General features: G+C 73.4%; 14 protein-coding genes. 5 read left to right on the top strand and 9 right to left on the bottom strand.

Going from position 1 to position 15,110, the window contains the following annotated elements:
• Positions 1–50: 50 nt before the first annotated feature.
• Positions 51–746, top strand: coding sequence for a hypothetical protein (locus tag ACF09C_RS07720; RefSeq protein ID WP_392089853.1), 696 nt, complete (start codon positions 51–53; stop codon positions 744–746).
• Positions 747–834: 88 nt separating this feature from the next.
• Here the strand turns inward: ACF09C_RS07720 and ACF09C_RS07715 are convergent, their stop codons facing one another.
• Both ACF09C_RS07715 and ACF09C_RS07710 read right to left on the bottom strand, forming a co-directional pair.
• Positions 835–1,986 (bottom strand): glycosyltransferase, encoded by a 1,152-nt coding sequence (locus ACF09C_RS07715; RefSeq protein ID WP_392089851.1) that lies wholly within the window; start codon positions 1,984–1,986, stop codon positions 835–837.
• Positions 1,983–2,519: a WcaF family extracellular polysaccharide biosynthesis acetyltransferase gene (locus tag ACF09C_RS07710; protein ID WP_392089848.1), complete on the bottom strand. Its 537-nt coding sequence runs from the start codon at positions 2,517–2,519 to the stop codon at positions 1,983–1,985. Before ACF09C_RS07710 ends, ACF09C_RS07715 begins: the two co-directional genes overlap by 4 nt.
• 157 nt (positions 2,520–2,676) lie before the next feature.
• Here ACF09C_RS07710 and ACF09C_RS07705 point away from each other — a divergent pair, with 157 nt between their 5' ends.
• Complete coding sequence (locus ACF09C_RS07705; protein WP_392089846.1) at positions 2,677–4,242, top strand: hypothetical protein; 1,566 nt, start codon at positions 2,677–2,679, stop codon at positions 4,240–4,242.
• Here ACF09C_RS07705 and ACF09C_RS07700 read toward each other — a convergent pair.
• Genes ACF09C_RS07700 through ACF09C_RS07690 form a run of 3 tightly spaced genes read right to left on the bottom strand, consistent with a single transcriptional unit; the run spans position 4,215 to position 8,388 of the window.
• On the bottom strand, positions 4,215–5,456 hold the full coding sequence (locus ACF09C_RS07700; protein WP_392089845.1) for a hypothetical protein: 1,242 nt from the start codon (positions 5,454–5,456) through the stop codon (positions 4,215–4,217). The genes ACF09C_RS07705 and ACF09C_RS07700 overlap by 28 nt on opposite strands.
• A complete protein-coding gene (locus ACF09C_RS07695) occupies positions 5,453–7,186 on the bottom strand; it encodes a lipopolysaccharide biosynthesis protein (RefSeq protein ID WP_392089843.1) in 1,734 nt (577 codons plus the stop codon). Before ACF09C_RS07695 ends, ACF09C_RS07700 begins: the two co-directional genes overlap by 4 nt.
• Positions 7,183–8,388 (bottom strand): glycosyltransferase family 4 protein, encoded by a 1,206-nt coding sequence (locus ACF09C_RS07690; RefSeq protein WP_392090294.1) that lies wholly within the window; start codon positions 8,386–8,388, stop codon positions 7,183–7,185. The genes ACF09C_RS07695 and ACF09C_RS07690 overlap by 4 nt, the downstream gene beginning before the upstream one ends.
• Before the next feature lie 200 nt (positions 8,389–8,588).
• Here ACF09C_RS07690 and ACF09C_RS07685 point away from each other — a divergent pair, with 200 nt between their 5' ends.
• On the top strand, positions 8,589–9,062 hold the full coding sequence (locus tag ACF09C_RS07685; protein ID WP_392089841.1) for an adenylyltransferase/cytidyltransferase family protein: 474 nt from the start codon (positions 8,589–8,591) through the stop codon (positions 9,060–9,062).
• Here ACF09C_RS07685 and ACF09C_RS07680 read toward each other — a convergent pair.
• The 4 genes from ACF09C_RS07680 to ACF09C_RS07665 all read right to left on the bottom strand — a co-directional run bounded on the left by ACF09C_RS07680 (position 9,043) and on the right by ACF09C_RS07665 (position 13,500).
• On the bottom strand, positions 9,043–9,801 hold the full coding sequence (locus ACF09C_RS07680) for a CDP-alcohol phosphatidyltransferase family protein (protein WP_392089839.1): 759 nt from the start codon (positions 9,799–9,801) through the stop codon (positions 9,043–9,045). The genes ACF09C_RS07685 and ACF09C_RS07680 overlap by 20 nt on opposite strands.
• A gap of 88 nt (positions 9,802–9,889) precedes the next feature.
• Positions 9,890–10,588: an ABC transporter ATP-binding protein gene (locus ACF09C_RS07675; RefSeq protein ID WP_392089837.1), complete on the bottom strand. Its 699-nt coding sequence runs from the start codon at positions 10,586–10,588 to the stop codon at positions 9,890–9,892.
• Positions 10,589–10,629: 41 nt separating this feature from the next.
• Complete coding sequence (locus ACF09C_RS07670) at positions 10,630–12,108, bottom strand: ABC transporter permease (protein ID WP_392089835.1); 1,479 nt, start codon at positions 12,106–12,108, stop codon at positions 10,630–10,632.
• Between the two features lie 102 nt (positions 12,109–12,210).
• A complete protein-coding gene (locus ACF09C_RS07665) occupies positions 12,211–13,500 on the bottom strand; it encodes an ROK family protein (RefSeq protein WP_392089833.1) in 1,290 nt (429 codons plus the stop codon).
• A gap of 118 nt (positions 13,501–13,618) precedes the next feature.
• On the opposite strand from ACF09C_RS07665, the gene ACF09C_RS07660 reads away from it, so the two are divergent.
• Both ACF09C_RS07660 and ACF09C_RS07655 read left to right on the top strand, forming a co-directional pair.
• Positions 13,619–14,182: a winged helix-turn-helix transcriptional regulator gene (locus tag ACF09C_RS07660; protein ID WP_392089831.1), complete on the top strand. Its 564-nt coding sequence runs from the start codon at positions 13,619–13,621 to the stop codon at positions 14,180–14,182.
• Entirely contained in the window at positions 14,179–15,105 is a 927-nt protein-coding gene (locus tag ACF09C_RS07655; protein WP_392089829.1) for a ketopantoate reductase family protein, read from the top strand. The genes ACF09C_RS07660 and ACF09C_RS07655 overlap by 4 nt, the downstream gene beginning before the upstream one ends.
• The last annotated feature ends 5 nt before the right edge of the window (positions 15,106–15,110 follow it).

The following is a 15,110-nucleotide window of genomic DNA, read 5'->3' as shown; positions in this document are numbered from 1 at the left end:
GGGGCCCGGCCGACCGGGCCCCGCGTCCGACGTACCACGGGAGTTCCCTCATGCGTCGACCTCTTCACCGGCGCCCGGCAGCGGCGGCGGCCGTGCTCGCCGCGCTGCTCGCCCTGACCGCCTGCTCCTCCGAGGGGACGGGCGGTACGCCGAAGGCGGCCGGGCCCACACCCACCCGCTCCGCGGCGGTGCCCGACCGGCAGGCCGAGGCGGCCGAGAGCGCCGGACCGAGCGCCTCGGCCTCGGCCTCGGCGTCCAAGGGGCCGGTCGTGCCCGACGCGCAACTGAAGCCGGTCACGGGTTCGTTCACGGAGAAGGAGAAGAAGTATCTGAGCGGGCGGGTGCCGGTGAACACGGACCCGGCCGCCGTGCTCCAGACCGGGCAGGAGTCCTGCCAGCGTCTTGAGCGCACGGCCAAGCGGGACAAGGACGCCGCGATCGGCGCGATCGTCGCCGGGGACATCCCGGACGCGGAGGCGGTGATCACGCATCTGTGCCCCGCGCAGCAGCCGCTGCTCGCGACCGCGAGGACCGGCTTCGGCGAGGGCGCGGTCAAGGCGCCGAAGGCCGGGAGCTATCGCGCCCTGACCACGAATCCGGCCTGTGCGTGGCAGGCCCTCGGGGCGGACGGCAAGGTCCTCGCCTCCGGTCCCGCGCCCGGCGCCCGGGGGCCGGTGCGCGCCAACGTCCCTTCCGGGACCAAGGAGTTCACCTCCAGCGCCTGCTACGCCTGGCTGCCCGCGTAGGTCGTCGCCGACGGCTCGTAGCTCCGGCAGGAGGAGAGCCCGGTGCGGTCCGAGGACCGCACCGGGCTCTCCCGCGTCCTGAGAAGGGTCAGCTCGGTCCGGCCGCCCGGTCGTACACCCCGAGCAGGGTGTCCAGGACCGCGTCCATCGAGAACGCCTCGGCGGCCAGCTTCCGGGCCGCGGCCGACGCGGCGGAGTGCGCGCCCGGTTCCAGGAGCTCCCGTACGGCCGGGGCCAGGCCGGCCGCGTCCGTGACCACCCGTCCCGCGCCCGCGTCCGCGATGTCCCGGGCGAGCCCGTTGGAGGTGGTGACGACGGACGGGGTACCCACCGACAGCGCCTCGAGGACGGACATGGGGAAGGGCTCGTCGACCGAGGGCAGGACGTACACATGGGCCCGGCGCAGCTCCTCCAGCATCCGCTCCGAGGTCAGCGGACCGGGCAGGCTCACCCGGTCCCCGACGCCCAGTCGGGCGACGAGCGCGTCCACGGCGGCCCGCTCGCCCTCGTCGGGGCCGGCGAGGACGAAGGTGGCGTCGGGGTGGTGGCGCAGGATCTCGGGGACGGCCGCCACGAAGTCGGTCGGCCGTTTCCGGGCCTGGAGCCGGGCCGCGTACAGGATGCGCGGCGGCCCGGTCGGCGCGGGGCGCGGCTCCGGCGCGGCCGCCGGTACGCCGTTGACCAGGCGTACGGCTCCGGTGAGCGGGCCGCCGACGACGGCGTCCAGGTCCCGGCGCTCGCGGTCCGTCAGGTACAGGACGGCGGAGGCCCCGCGCAGCACGCGGCGGACGGCGACCGCGTCCAGGAGCCTCGCGAGCGGCTTGTCGCTCGGGTCGACCATGCCGTGGGTCTGGAGCACCAGCGGGCGGCCGGCGCGGAGCGCGGCCAGCGCGACGGGCAGGGTGACGAGGTCCCGGGCGAGATGGACGTGGACCACGTCGGCGTCCTTGACGAGGCCGGTGGCCCCGGCGAGCAGCGCGGGCGAGGTGATGCCGCTGAAGCCGAGCGGGAGGACGGAGCGGGCGCGGTAGAGCCGGGCGGGCACGCCGTCCACGTCGGTCGGCAGGGCGCCGGGAAAGCCGTCGCCGAGGGCGGTCAGCCGGACCTGGTGGCCCCGCGCGGCCAGGCCCCTGCCGAGATTCACCGCGACCCTGACGGGCCCGCCGAAGGCGTGCGTGGGGCTGTGCAGGGTGACGGCGTGGAGGACCTTGAGGGGTCCCCGGCCCCCGGGGCGGCTCACGCGGGCACCGGAACGGGTCGGCGGCCGTCGGCCGTGTGCAGGGTCAGCTCCGGGAGGTCCTTGTGGAGCGTCGTACCGGCGGCGACGACGGCGTGCCGGCCGATGGTGGTGCCGGCGAGGACGGTGGCGCGGGCGGCGACCCAGGCGCCGTCCTCGACGGTGATCGGGGCATTGCGGTAGCGGAAGTCGGCGGCCCGGTGGTCATGGCCGCCGGTGCAGAGCAACGCCTCCTGGGAGACGCAGACATGGGCGCCGAGGGTGATGGGCTCCAGGTTGAGCAGCCAGGCGCCCTCGCCGATCCAGGTGTGGTCGCCGACGGTCAGTTTCCAGGGCCACAGGATCCTGACCCGGTGCCGTATGAGCACGCCGTCGCCTATGGTCGCGCCGAAGGCCCGCAGCAGCGCGACTCGCAGCCGGGCCGGGCAGAACCAGGCCATGAAGACCGTGTTCATCACCGCGAACCAGAGGGCCTGGACGAGTCTGCCGCGGCCCTTGTCGTATCCGGCCAGTGTGAAGGCCGGTAGATTCCGCATGAGTTCACCCCCACCGGCGCCTCCCCAGGCGCCCGCCGATCAGACTAACGGTTACCGGGAGGTGACAGGGGGGCGTCGGTAGACTGGCCTGAAGTGAGGGGCCGGGGTGGGGACTTCGAGATCCGGGAGCGGTGGCTCCCGGGCTCCAGGGGGCGCGATGACGACCGAAATGCGCGGTACGGAAACCCCGGCGCGACCGGACCCCGCCGCACGGGACGGCGTCGCGTCGGACGGCGTCGCGTCGGGTCGTTCCGCCGCGGGTGCTTTCGTACCGGCGCCGTTGTTGCTCGCGCCCGCCGTGTCGCCGCGCACGCTGCTGTCGCGGGCCCTCTCGATCCCGCTCGTGCTCGGCTTCACGGTGTTCCTGCCGCTGCTCGTGGCGATCCAGCCGGGCGCGGGCGTGCACGACGCCGCGTACTACCTCCAGATCGCGCTGACCATGTACGCCGGGGCGCGGCTCTCGGCGATGATCCTGACCAGCCGCCGCAAGCTGCTGCAGGGGTCGTTCTGGCTCTTCGTCTACATGGCGATGGGGGTGGCTCCGCTCGCCCAGGCCGTCCTGGGCCGGGTGCCGACGCCGGTGGTGGGCCCACGCTCGGACCTGACGACGGCGGTGGCGCTGGTCCTGGTCGGCTGCGCCGCGTTCGACGTGGGGTCTCTGCTGGCCCGGGGCCGGCCGGGGACGTCCCGGCGGGCGGAGGGACGGCCGGCGCTCGTGCACCGGCGGCGGCTGTATCTGCTCGTGCTGCTCGCCTTCGCGTGCAGCGGTCTGTTCGTCATGAAGCTCGGCGGGCCCGCGGTGTTCTTCTCCAGCCGTCAGGAGATCATCGCGGGGATCGAGGAGGCGGGCGTCTCCCAGGCGGACTCGCAGGCCGGTCAGGCGTTCCTGCGCGGCTTCGGGACCGTGCCCGCGCTCTTCGCGCTCCTGGTGTACAGCCGCTGGCTGGTCACCTCGCGGCGGGCCCGGCGGCGGCCGATGGTGGTCGCGGTGTTCGTGGCCCTGGTGGCCCTGAACCTGGTGGTGAACAACCCGATCTCGAACCCGCGTTACTGGTTCCTGACGGTGATGTTCTCGCTGCTGTTCACGGTGTTCCCGGTGAGCGCCGCGATGTACCGGTCGGCGCTGAGTCTGGGGGTGGTGATGGCGCTGATCGTCTTCCCGTTCTCGGACCGCTTCCGCTACGACGAGAAGAACTACCGTCCGGTGGAGACGACGTCGGTCCTGGAGCCGTTGGCGCTCAAGGACTACGACCAGGTGGGCATGTTCGCCAACACCATCACGCTGGTCGAGTCGGGCAGCCGGCACCGGTACGGCCGTCAGCTGGCGGGGTCGGTGTTCTTCGCGGTGCCGCGTTCGGTGTGGCCGGGCAAGCCGCGCGACACCGGGGTGATGGTCGGCCAGTGGATGGGGACGGTCAACACCAATCTCTCCTCCCCCGTCTGGGCCGAGCTGTGGATCGACTTCGGCGCGGTGGGCATGGCAGCCGGGATGACGGGGCTCGGCTACGCGGCGGCCCGGGTGGACGGGCGGTTCGCCCGCAGAGGCACGCGCAGGGCGCCGCCGGGCAGTCTGATCTCGCTGGTGGTGCCGCTGGTCGCGGGCTACTCCTTCATCCTGCTGCGCGGCCCGCTGCTCCAGGCGTCCGGGCGGGTGGCGATCGCGCTGATCTGCGTCGCCCTGGTGATGACCTGGCGTCAGGACAAGGGGGCCGTGCTGCGCTGATCCTCCGGGCGGTCCTCGGCGGGCTCGGGCCGGACGCGTGCCACACGCGTCCAGGCGGCGAGCGCCTTCAGCGCCGAGCCGGCGGCCAGGCCCCAGGCGGCGCCGGGGGCACCGGCGAGGGCGTGGCCGGCGAGCATCAGGGCGACGGAGAGCAGGGAGAAGACCACCTGGACCCCGAGCGTGGCGCGGGGGCTGAGGACGCGCAGGGTGACCAGGGCGCAGGTGCCCGCCGCCATCACCGCGTACTGGCTGCCGGTGGCCGGCAGCAACGCAGCGGTCGACTGCCAGGTGGCGCCGAGGAGTTGGCGGCCCACGCGGTCGGGCAGGGCGTACAGGACGGCGGCCCAGCCGAGCGCGACGAGGGCGAGGACGGCGGCGAGCACCGCGGCGGCCCGCACGGTCGCGCGCCGGGAGCCTGCGCGGCCGAGCAGCGGAGGGCCGAAGGCGTTCACCGACGTGAAGAGGGTGTTGAGCGGGCCGAAGAGGGTGGTCGCGCCGCGGAGCGCGCCGACGGCGAGCGGGCTCGCGAGGAGCCCGAGGCCGAGGACGGCGAGCTGGCTGGAGCCGCTGCCGACGGCGAACTCGACGGCGAACCGGCGGCCGAGGTGGCCCCGGCCCAGATGGCGGCGGGGCGTGCCCTTCAGCCGCCGTACGTACGGGTGGAGCAGCGCGAGCCCGAGCAGGGTGGCGGGCAGGGCCGAGAGGCCCCAGGCGAGGACGAGGCGGGCCGGTGAGCTGCCGGACGGCTGGAGCAGCAGGGCCGGTACGGCGCAGCCGAGCCGGAGGAGGTCGGCGGCGAGGGCCCGGTGGGGCGTGCGCAGGGCGGAGAAGCCGTATCGCAGGCCGTCCTGGACGAGGACGACCGGCAGGACGGCGCCGAGGGCGAGTACGGCGAGTCCGGTGGGGCCGCCGATGACGGCGCCCGCCGCGAGGAGGAGGATCCCGGCGGCGGTGGAGGCGCCGGCGGTGAACGTGACGGCGGACCGGACCGCCGCGCCGACCTCGGGCTCCTCGCCCCGCTCCAGGACGACGCTCTGGCCGACGAAGGCCGCGCCGAGGCCGAGGAGCACGGTGAAGACGATGTACACCATGGAGAAGGCGGCGAAGCCGTCCGCGCTGGATGCGCGGGCCGCGATCACCAGGACGGCGATGTTGGTGAGGCTCGCCGCCGCCTGGTCCAGGACCGAGGCGGCGACGGTCGCGGCACGTCTCAACGGTCGCCCGCGTGGATGTCGCTTCCGCGCGGCTCCTGCGCGCGCAGGGCGCGCAGGGCGACGGTGTCGGAGCCGTCGCCGAGGAGGATCTGCTCGGGCTCCGCGGCGAACTCCTCGGGGGCGGGCGGCGGGGTGTGCCGCCTGCCGCCGCCGGGCCCCCGACGGGCCTGCTTCCTGGCGGCGCGGCGGCGGCGCCGGCCCGGGGTGTGCACGACGGCGCCGAGGACGGTGCCGCCCGCGCCCGCTATCAGCTCGCGGATGCGCTGGAGGTCCGTACGGTGGACGGCGCGCGGGTCGCAGACGATGAGGACGCCGTCGACGCGGTCGACGAGCGCGAGGGCGTCGGCGTAGTTGAGGACGGGCGGGGCGAGGACGACGACGGTGGCGTTCGGCGAGTCGGCCTCGGCGATGAGCCGGGTGACCCGGGGGCCGGTCAGCGCCCGCGCCACGTTCCGCACCCGTTCGCCGGGGACCAGGCCGAAGAAGCCCGACTCGCCCGCGTCGACGGAGAGTTGGCGTCCGGTGGGCCAGCCGTTCTCCTCGGTGTCCGCGCTCTCCACCGGGTTGCTCCAGCGGGGCGCGGTCGCCGCGTGGGCGCGGAGCCGGCCCTTGAGGGTGGGGTCGCGCAGGTCGGCCTCGATGAGCAGGACGTCCTTGCCGGTCTCGGCGAAGGAGGCGGCGAGGTGGGAGGCGACGGCGACGGCCGCCAGGTTGCAGCCGCGCGGGGCGACGACCAGGAGACGGCGACGGTCGGCGAAGCGCTGGTCGTAGGCGAGCCGGAAGGCGACGGAGCGGTACTCCTCGGCGGCCCTCGCGTCCGTGTGGTCGTCGGCGAGCAGGACGTCGGTGGCGCCGCGCGACAGGGTGCCGAGGACGGGCGCGCGCACCGCGCGGGCGACGTCGCCGGCGGAGCGGGGCGCGGGGTCGAAGACGAGCCTGACCCAGGCGGCGAGCAGCCCGAGCGCCACGCCGACGAGCGCGCCGAGGCCGAGGCTCATGGGCAGCCCTGGGCCGTCGGAGTAGCCGGGGGCGGTGGCGACCCGGATGACGGTGCCGGGCGACATGTCGAGGGACTTGAGCTGGCTGATCCGGGCGTCGAGTTCGTTGATGCGGTTGAGCAGGTTCGTCTTGACGCCGTACTCGGCGTCGCGGGCCGCCCCGTCGGGCATCCGGTCGAGTTCCTTGGTCTTCTGGTCGTGCTTCTTGGCCACCTCGTCGAGTTGCCGCTGCTGTCCGGCGAGCATGGTGGACCTCAGGTCGGTCCACTGCTTCTGCCGCAGTTCGAGGTAGGCCCGGGTGACGGCGTTGGCCCGGTCGGCGGCGGCCTGGGGGGTGTCGGCGGTGTAGGTGAACTGGAGGACCTGGCTCTGGGGCGGGTTGGTGACCTGGAGGTCCTTCTGCAGGCGGCCGATGGTGCCGGTCCAGCCGAGCTTCTTCGCGGCCTGTTCGGCGACGCTGCTGCTGAGGGCGGTCTGGCGCTCCGACCCCATGTTGAGGGTCTTGTCCTGGGAGATGCTGGGGTTGAACGGGTCGTTGACGGGGGCGCGCAGCACGACCTGGCTGGTCGCCACGTAGGTGTCGGCGTTGGACATCCCGAACCAGACGCCGCCGAGCAGTCCGATGCCGATGCCGGCGGTGATGATCGCGCGGTAGCGCAGGAGTTGGCGGAACTGGTCGCGCAGCAGCTCCGGTTCGTCGTCCTCGACCGCGGTGACGTGCGAGTGTGTCACGTGCTCGGACCCCCCAGAGCCTCGTCGATCAGTGCGTCGATCCGGGCGAGTCCGGCCGCTCGGGTCAGGTGGGCCTCGACGTGGCGGGGCCCCTGGGCGCCGAGCGCTTCGGCGGCCGTCGGATCTGCGCCGAGTCTACGGATTTCGGCCAGGAGCGCGTCCGGATCTTCCGGAGGTACGAGCACTCCGGCACCGGAGCGGAGGACTTCCTGGGCGGTGCCGCCCTCGGCGGCCACGGAGGCGACGACGGGGCGTCCCGCGGCGAAGTACGAGGTCAGTTTGGACGGCACGCTCATGTCCAGGACCGAGGCGCGCTGGGTGACGGCGAGGACGTCGGCGGCAGCGAGGGTGTCGGGGAACTCGTCGTCGCCGACGGGGGGCATGAAGTCGAGGTTGGGGACGTCCGAGCCCAACTCCTGAAGGTGGGCGCGCTGGTTGCCTTCGCCGAGGAGCACGATCCTGATCTTCGGGTCGCGGCGGGCCGCTTCGACGAGGACGTCGAGCCCCTGCTTGAGGCCCATGTTGCCGGAGTGCAGGACGACGGTCTCGAAGTCGCCCCAGCCCAGCCGTCGGCGGGTCTCGGCGCGGGATCCCGAAGGGCCTTGCACGTGGGACCAGTTGGGGACAAGGCGGATGCGGCGGCGGTCGACGCCCATGGCGGCGACCTTGTCGACGAAGGTCTCGTGGATCACGCCGACGAGCGCGGCCCGGCTCAGCGCGTATGTCTCCGCGCGCGCGGCGAGCGCGGCGGCGCGGTCCCCTCCCCTGATGCCACTCTGGGTGGCCGCCGCGCCCATCAGGTCCTGGACGACGGGAACGTACGGGACGCGCCAACGGGCCGCGAGGCGGGCGCCGATGACCCCGCCGGCCAGGCTGGGCAACTGGGCGAGCACGGCGTGCGGGCGGGCCATGCTCGGGGGCGCGAGGAGGCCGTGGGCGAGCACGCTGGCCTCGAACGCGGCGCGTTTCAGGGCGGTCTGGCGGGCGGGGACGGTGTGGCGCCTGCGGTGGACGACGACCCCGGCGCGCTCCTCGGTGCGGCGCCAGACCCCGGCGTAGGCCGGGTCGAGGGACCAGGCGGGGTAGTGCGGCATGCCGGCGAGGACGTGGGTCTCGTGGCCGTCCGCCGCCCAGTGCTCGGCTATCTGCGTGGCGTAGGGGCCTATCCCGGCGTGCTCGGGGGCGTAGTTGGTGGAGACCACCAGCAGCCGTCTGCGCGCAGCGGCCGGAGTTCCCAAGTCACCGCTCCCCGCCGTCACTTCGCCCACGCGACCGCCCCTCTCCCCCAGTGACGCGAACCGGACTTCACCCTAGTCGTTCACCCACTCTCAACGGAACGTGCACGCTATCGTCGGAACTCCTTCGCGCTGGGGAGCGCGAACGCACCTGGGGGGTTTCGCACATGACCGCAGGAAGGCCGTACCGCGTCGGCTACGCACCGGGGGCCTACGACCTCTTCCACATCGGGCACCTCAACATCCTTCGCCACGCGCGCAGCCAGTGCGACTACCTGGTGGCGGGGGTGGTCTCGGACGAGATGGCGGAGCTGGCCAAGGGCCGTCGGCCGGTGATTCCGCTGGTGGAACGCCTTGAGATCGTGCGCAACGTGAAATACGTCGACGCGGCCTTCGTGGAGACGGTGCCGGACAAGCTGGAGACCTGGAAACAGGTCAGATTCGACGTGCTGTTCAAGGGCGACGACTGGCGCGGCACGCCCAAGGGGGACCGTCTGGAGCGGGACTTCGCGGGGGTGGGGGTGGAGATCGTCTACTTCCCGTACACCATGCACACCTCCAGCACCCAACTCCGGCGGGCGCTCGACCTCCTGACGCAGGAGGCCGAGCCGGGTACCGGGGTCAGCGAGGGGCTGCGCTGAGTTCGCGGAACCACTTGGCGAGGAAGGCGAGGAGGAACACGGCGCTCGTGACACCGAGCGCCGTGTAGCTCCAGCGGAACGCGGTTCCGAAGCCCAGCAGCAGGAAGACCAGGCAGAAGACGCCGTGGTCGACGGGGAGCAGTGCCACCGCGCGGAGCGTCGACGGCTGGGCGGCCGGGGTGCCGGGAGCCGGGCGGGGCTTGAGCTTCTCGGTCAGCAGACCGCCGAAGAAGGTGACCACGGCGGCAAGTTGGAAACCGAGGGGGACCAGGAGCCAACCGTCGGCGGCGGTGCCGAAGTGGCCGGGATGGCGGTAGAAGGCGATCAGCACGGCGAGGTGCAGGGCGGTGATCTTGGCGCAGTCGACGACGTGGTCGAGCCACTCCCCCGCCGGGCTGCCGCCGCCGCGCAGCCGGGCGAGCTGCCCGTCCGCGGAGTCGAAGGCGAAACCGACGGCGAGCCCGAGCCAGACAAGGAGACCGAGGACCGGGGTCGGGCCGGAGAGGGCCAAGGCGGCGACGGCGGCGAAGCTGAACCCCGCGCTGATGAGCGTGACCTGATTGGGAGTCAGGCCGAGTGCGTACGAACCGGCCGCGAGGACGCGCCCCACCGGCCGGTTGACGAACCGGGAGTAGAGCGAGACCCCCTTCGCCGACTTCTGGGCGGATCGCAGCGCGCTCAGCGCGGTACCGATCGTTCCCGTATCCGTTCCCGTACCCGTTCCCGATGCCGTTCCCACGAACCCCCCAGGACCTTTGCGCGAGTTTCGTACTTTCGTACGTGATGCCGCACATCATGGCATCACCGGGGGGTTCGCGGTGGCGGGTCTACGCCTCCACGGGCTCGGCCTGACGGTTCTCCCTGATCGTGATGCGGCCCTTGCGGATCGTCGCGAGGCGCGGGGCGCGGCGGGCGATGGCGCTGTCGTGGGTGACCATCACGAACGTCAGACCGTGCTCCTTCCAGAGCCCTTCGAGGAGGTCCACGATCTCGTCGCGCATCGACTCGTCGAGGTTGCCGGTGGGCTCGTCGGCGAGCAGCACCTTGGGCCGCTTGACCAGGGCGCGGGCGATCGCGACGCGCTGCTGTTGGCCACCGGAGAGTTCGGACGGCAGGTGCCCGCACCGCTCGCCGAGGCCGACGGAGTCCAGGGCCTCGGCCGCCATCGCGCGCCGCTCGCCGGCCTTGATGCCCATGGGGACGAGCGCGGTCTCCACGTTCTCCTGGGCGGTGAGCGTGGGGATGAGGTTGAAGGACTGGAAGACGAAGCCGATGTTCTGGCTGCGGACGGCGGTCAGCCGGCTCTCCGGCAGTTTGGCCAGATCGACACCGTCCAGGACCACACTGCCCGAGGTGGGACGGTCGAGGCCGCCGAGCATCTGCAGCAGCGTGGACTTGCCGCCGCCGGTGGGGCCCTGGATGACGAGGCGGTCGCCCTCCCTGATGGTCAGGTCGACGCCGGCGAGCGCGTCGACTCTCTCCTGACCCCTGCGGTACTGCTTGGTGACGCCGGTGAGTTCGTACATGGTGCAACTCCTGCGATACGTGAAGGGGGTGGGGCGGCCGGCTACTCGACGCGGCGCAGCGCGTCCGCCGGTCGCAGCCGCGAGGCGCGCCAGGCGCCGAAGCCGCCCGCGACGAGCCCGCCGCCGAGGGCGAGGAGGACGGCGAGGCCGACGGTGGTGACGCTCACCGGCGCGGTGAGGGCGATGTCGAGGGTCTTGCCCCCGGCGCCCTGGCCCGCGGCGCCCATGCCGGGTCCGCCGAACATCCGGGCGCCCCCGCCGGCACCGCCGCTCGTCAGCGCGCCGGAGCCGAGCTCGGCGGTGAGGGTGGGGCTGACGGCGGTGACCAGGTACGCGCCCGCGAGGCCGACGGCGATGCCGAGGGCGCCTCCGATCAGGCCGTTGACGAGTGCCTCACCCATGACCTGCCGGGTGACCCGGCCGCTCTTCCAGCCGAGCGCCTTGAGCGTGCCGAACTCGCGCACCCGGCGGCTGACGGCCGAGGAGGTGAGCAGGCCCGCGACCAGGACCGCGGCGACGAGGACGGCGTACGAGAGCCACTTGCCCACGTTGGTGGCGAGGTTGGCGGCCGTGTCGAGGGAGCCGGAGACGGTCTCGGCGAGGTCGGCGGAGGTGGTGACCGTGGTCCCGGCGACGTTCTTCTGGATGGCGGACTTGACCGCGTCGATCCGCGTCGAGTCGGTCGCCTTCACATAGACGGTGGTGATCTTGTCCTTGGAGTCCGACAGGGTCTGGGCCTGCTTCAGCGGCAGGTAGACCTGCGCCGCGGACTGGCCGCTGTCGGCGGTGGCGATGCCGACGACCTCGAACTTCACCGCCTTGACCGTGAGGGTCTCCCCGACCGCGAGGCCTTCCTGCTTGGCGTAGGCGCTGTCGACGACGACGACCTTGGCGTCGGTCTCGGTGCTCTTGAAGGTACGGCCCGCGGTGATCGTGGAGGTGGTGAGGGGGCCGAGGTCGGGGGTGGTGACGTCGGTGCCGTAGAGGGTGAAGGAGTTGACGTCGAAGGCGGCTCCCCCGCCCTCGACGCGACCTCCGCCGCCGCTGCCTCCGCCGTTCCCGCCGCCGGGGCCGCCGGGCTGGGCGGGCTGCGTCTGACGGAACTCGCCGCGCTTGAACTCGCCGTCGATCTTGAGGTTGGTCAGGCTGAGGCCGCCGACGGCCTGATCGACGCCGTCCTGCTTCGCGACGGTGGCGACCGTCGACGCGGCAAGGGTCTGGAAGCCCTGGACCATCAGCCGGTCGCTGCTCTGCTCCTCGCCGTCCTCGCCGGCGTCGAACTCGAACCGCGGCCGCTGCGCCTGCTGACCGGCCTGGGGCTCCTCGCGGGCCTTGGTGACGGTCAGATCGGTGCCGAGACCGTAGAGGGACTCCAGGACCTGGGTCTGGGCCTGCTTCATGCCGGAGGCCACGGAGTTGACGACGATGACCAACGCGATCCCGAGCGCGAGCCCGGAGGCGACGACGAGCGCCGCCTTTCTGCGACGGCGCAGCTCGCGCCGGAGGTAGGTGAAGAACATGGACGCGAAGCTAGGGGCGCGCGGTGATGGCTGGATAAGGCCCACGTGAGAGAGGGATGAGAGTCCGGGCAGGCGCGCGCACGGCCACGGATGCGGGGTCCGTCAGCTCGTGTACGCCAGGGGGTCGCGCAGGACCTGGCGGACGACGTACGCGGCCGCGCCCCGCGACGCAGGGGTGGCGGGGGAGGCGGGCGACGCGGCGCGCAGTCGTCCCGCCGCCGGGGTCCAGAGGCCGGAGACCACGCGGTGGGCGAGTTCGGCGTCCACGGCGGGGCCGAGCCGGGCCATCAGCCGGGGGTAGAGGCCGCCGAGGACGACCGCCTCGGGGTCGAGCAGGTTCACCGCGCCGGAGAGCGCGAGCCCGAGCATCCGTCCCGCCCCCTCGACGGCGGCCACCGCCCGGGGCTCCCCCGCGTCGACGGCGCGCGCCAGCTCCTCGACGCCGACCGCCCCGGCCGCCCGCAGCAGCGCCGACTGGCCGGCGTACTGCTCCAGGCACCCGCGCGAGCCGCAGCGGCACAGCGGACCGTCGGCGTCCACGGGCAGATGGCCGATCTCACCGGCGAAGCCATGGGCGCCGCGCAGCAGTTCACCGTTGACGACGATGGCGCCGCCGACCCCGATCTCGCCGGTCAGGTAGAGGAAGCTCCGTACGTCACCGAGGGAGCCGAACCACAGCTCCGCGAGCGCCGCGGCGTTCGCCTCGTTGTCGGAGGTGACCGGGAGGTCGGCGGTGACCGGGAGGCCTGCGGCGGCAGGGAGGTCTGATGCGGCAGGGAGGTCGGCGGTCCCGCGCGTCCCCGGCCACCGCTCCGCGAGCGCCTCGCCGAACAGCCGGTCGGCGGGTACGCGGTTCCAGCCGAGGTTCGGCGCCTGGTGGACGGTTCCGGAGGAGACCAGGCCCGGCAGGGCGAGCCGTACCCCGGCCGGACGCAGGTCCCGCTCGGCCGCGCTCCGCAGGGCCTCGGCCGCGAGCCCTGCGGCGCGCGCGAGGAGTTCGGCCGGTTCGGCCGTGCGGTGGGCACGGTGGTCCAGGGGCTCGGTGATGCGGACGCGATCGGCTCCCGCGAGGTCGACGACGCAGACGGAGACGTAGTCGACGTTGACCTCGACCCCGAGCCCGGCAGGGCCGGTGCCGGCCGGCTTCAGGACGGTCCCGGGCCGCCCCGCCTGTCCGCTGAAGGTCTTGCCCGACTCGACCAGGAAGCCCTGCTCCAGGAGCTGCTCCACCAGGGAGGAGACGGCGGCGCGGGTGAGTCCGACGCGCGCCGCGACGGCCGCGCGGGTCGTCTCGCCCGCGTCGTGGACGGTGCGCAGGACGAGGCTCAGATTGTGGCGTCGCACGCTCGCCTTGTCGGCCTTGGGCTCCCGGGTCGGTGGGGTCTTCTTCATCGTGCCCGAGCCTAGTCCCCCTCCGTCCGCTTCTCCCTCATCCGTCTCTCTCCTGTCCCTCCCGCCGCTTTCCCTCAAGGAGTTCAACCACCGAACTGATTCCGCTACTGTCTGCCGCATGCCACTCCCCCGCGACTACAGCGGCCAGAGCTGCGCCCTCTCGCGCTCCATGGAGGTCGTCGGAGAGCGCTGGACGCTGCTGATCGTGCGGGACGCCTTCTTCGGGGTCCGCCGGTTCGGCGAGTTCGCCGCCCATCTCCGGCTCCCCCGCGCCGTCCTGGCCGACCGGCTCGCCATGCTCACGGCGGCGGGCGTCCTCGCCCGGCTGCCGGACACCGGGCGCCGCGAGGTCTACGCCCTCACCCCCAAGGGCGTCGCCCTGTGGCCCGCCGTCCGCGCGCTCACCTCCTGGGGCGACTCCTTCTACGGAGCCGACGGCGGCCCGCGCCGCGTCTTCCGGCACGCCGACGACGACGCGTCGCTCACGGACGACGGCCGCTGTACGGGGTGCGGGATCCTCGTCCCGGTCGGCGACGTCCTCGTGGCACCGGGTCCCGGCCTCGCCCCCGCGGCCGAGCACGACGACCCGGTGACGGCCGCCCTCGCCCGCCCGCACCGGCTGCTGCGCCCCCTGCTCATACCGTCCACCACGCACCGTTCCCCGAGAGGTCCGCACTCATGAAGATCCTGGTCGTCGGCGCCGGAGCCACCGGAGGCTACTTCGGGGCCCTGCTCGCCCGTTCCGGACAGGACGTCACCTTCCTGGTCCGCCCGCGCCGCGCCGCCGAACTGCGCGAGCGCGCCCTGCGACTCGTCGGCCGGGGCGGGGAATGGTCCGTCGAACCCCGGCTCGTCACGGCCGACACGCTGGACACGACGTACGACCTGGTCCTGCTCTCGGTGAAGTCCACCGCCCTCGACCAGGCGATGGAGGACGTCGCGCCCGCCGTCGGACCGGACACCGTGATCGTCCCGCTGCTGAACGGCCTCGCCCACGTCGACGCCCTGAACGCCCGCTTCGGCGCCGCACACGTCCTCGGCGGAGTCGCCAAGGTGGTCACCACGCTCGACGAGAACGGGGACATCGTCCGCCTCGCGCCGCTCGCCCACCTGACGATCGGCGAGCAGGACGGGACGCCCACCGCGCGCGTGGAGAAGGTCCGGTCCGTGCTGGCCGAGGCCGGCATCGACGTCCTGGTGCCGGCGGACGTGCTGACGTCCATGTGGCACAAGTGGGTGTTCATCACAACGTTCGGCGCGGTGACGAGCCTGATGCGGGGCACCGTCGGGGAGGTCAACGCCGTGCCGGGCGGCGCGGATCTGGGCCCGGCGGTCCTCGCCGAGGCGGTGGCGGTCGCGGAGGCGGCCGGGCATCCCGTACCGGAGGCGGAACGGGACGCCACCCTGGGCATCGTCACCGCCACCGGCTCCCCAATGGTGCCCTCCCTCTACCGCGACCTGGTCGGCGGCCGCCCGACGGAGGTGGAGCACCTCTTCGGCGACCTGGTGGCCCGCGCGCGTGCCCTGTCGGTGCCCACTCCGCTCCTCGACCTGGCGACCCTGCACCTCCGCGTCCACCAGGCACGCGTCACGGCCGTCGGCTGATCCGT

This window comes from Streptomyces sp. NPDC014870 (genome assembly GCF_043081505.1).
GTDB lineage: Bacteria > Actinomycetota > Actinomycetes > Streptomycetales > Streptomycetaceae > Streptomyces.
The sequence above is the reverse complement of the archived record's forward strand: the minus strand, read 5'-3'. Positions and strand labels throughout refer to the sequence as shown.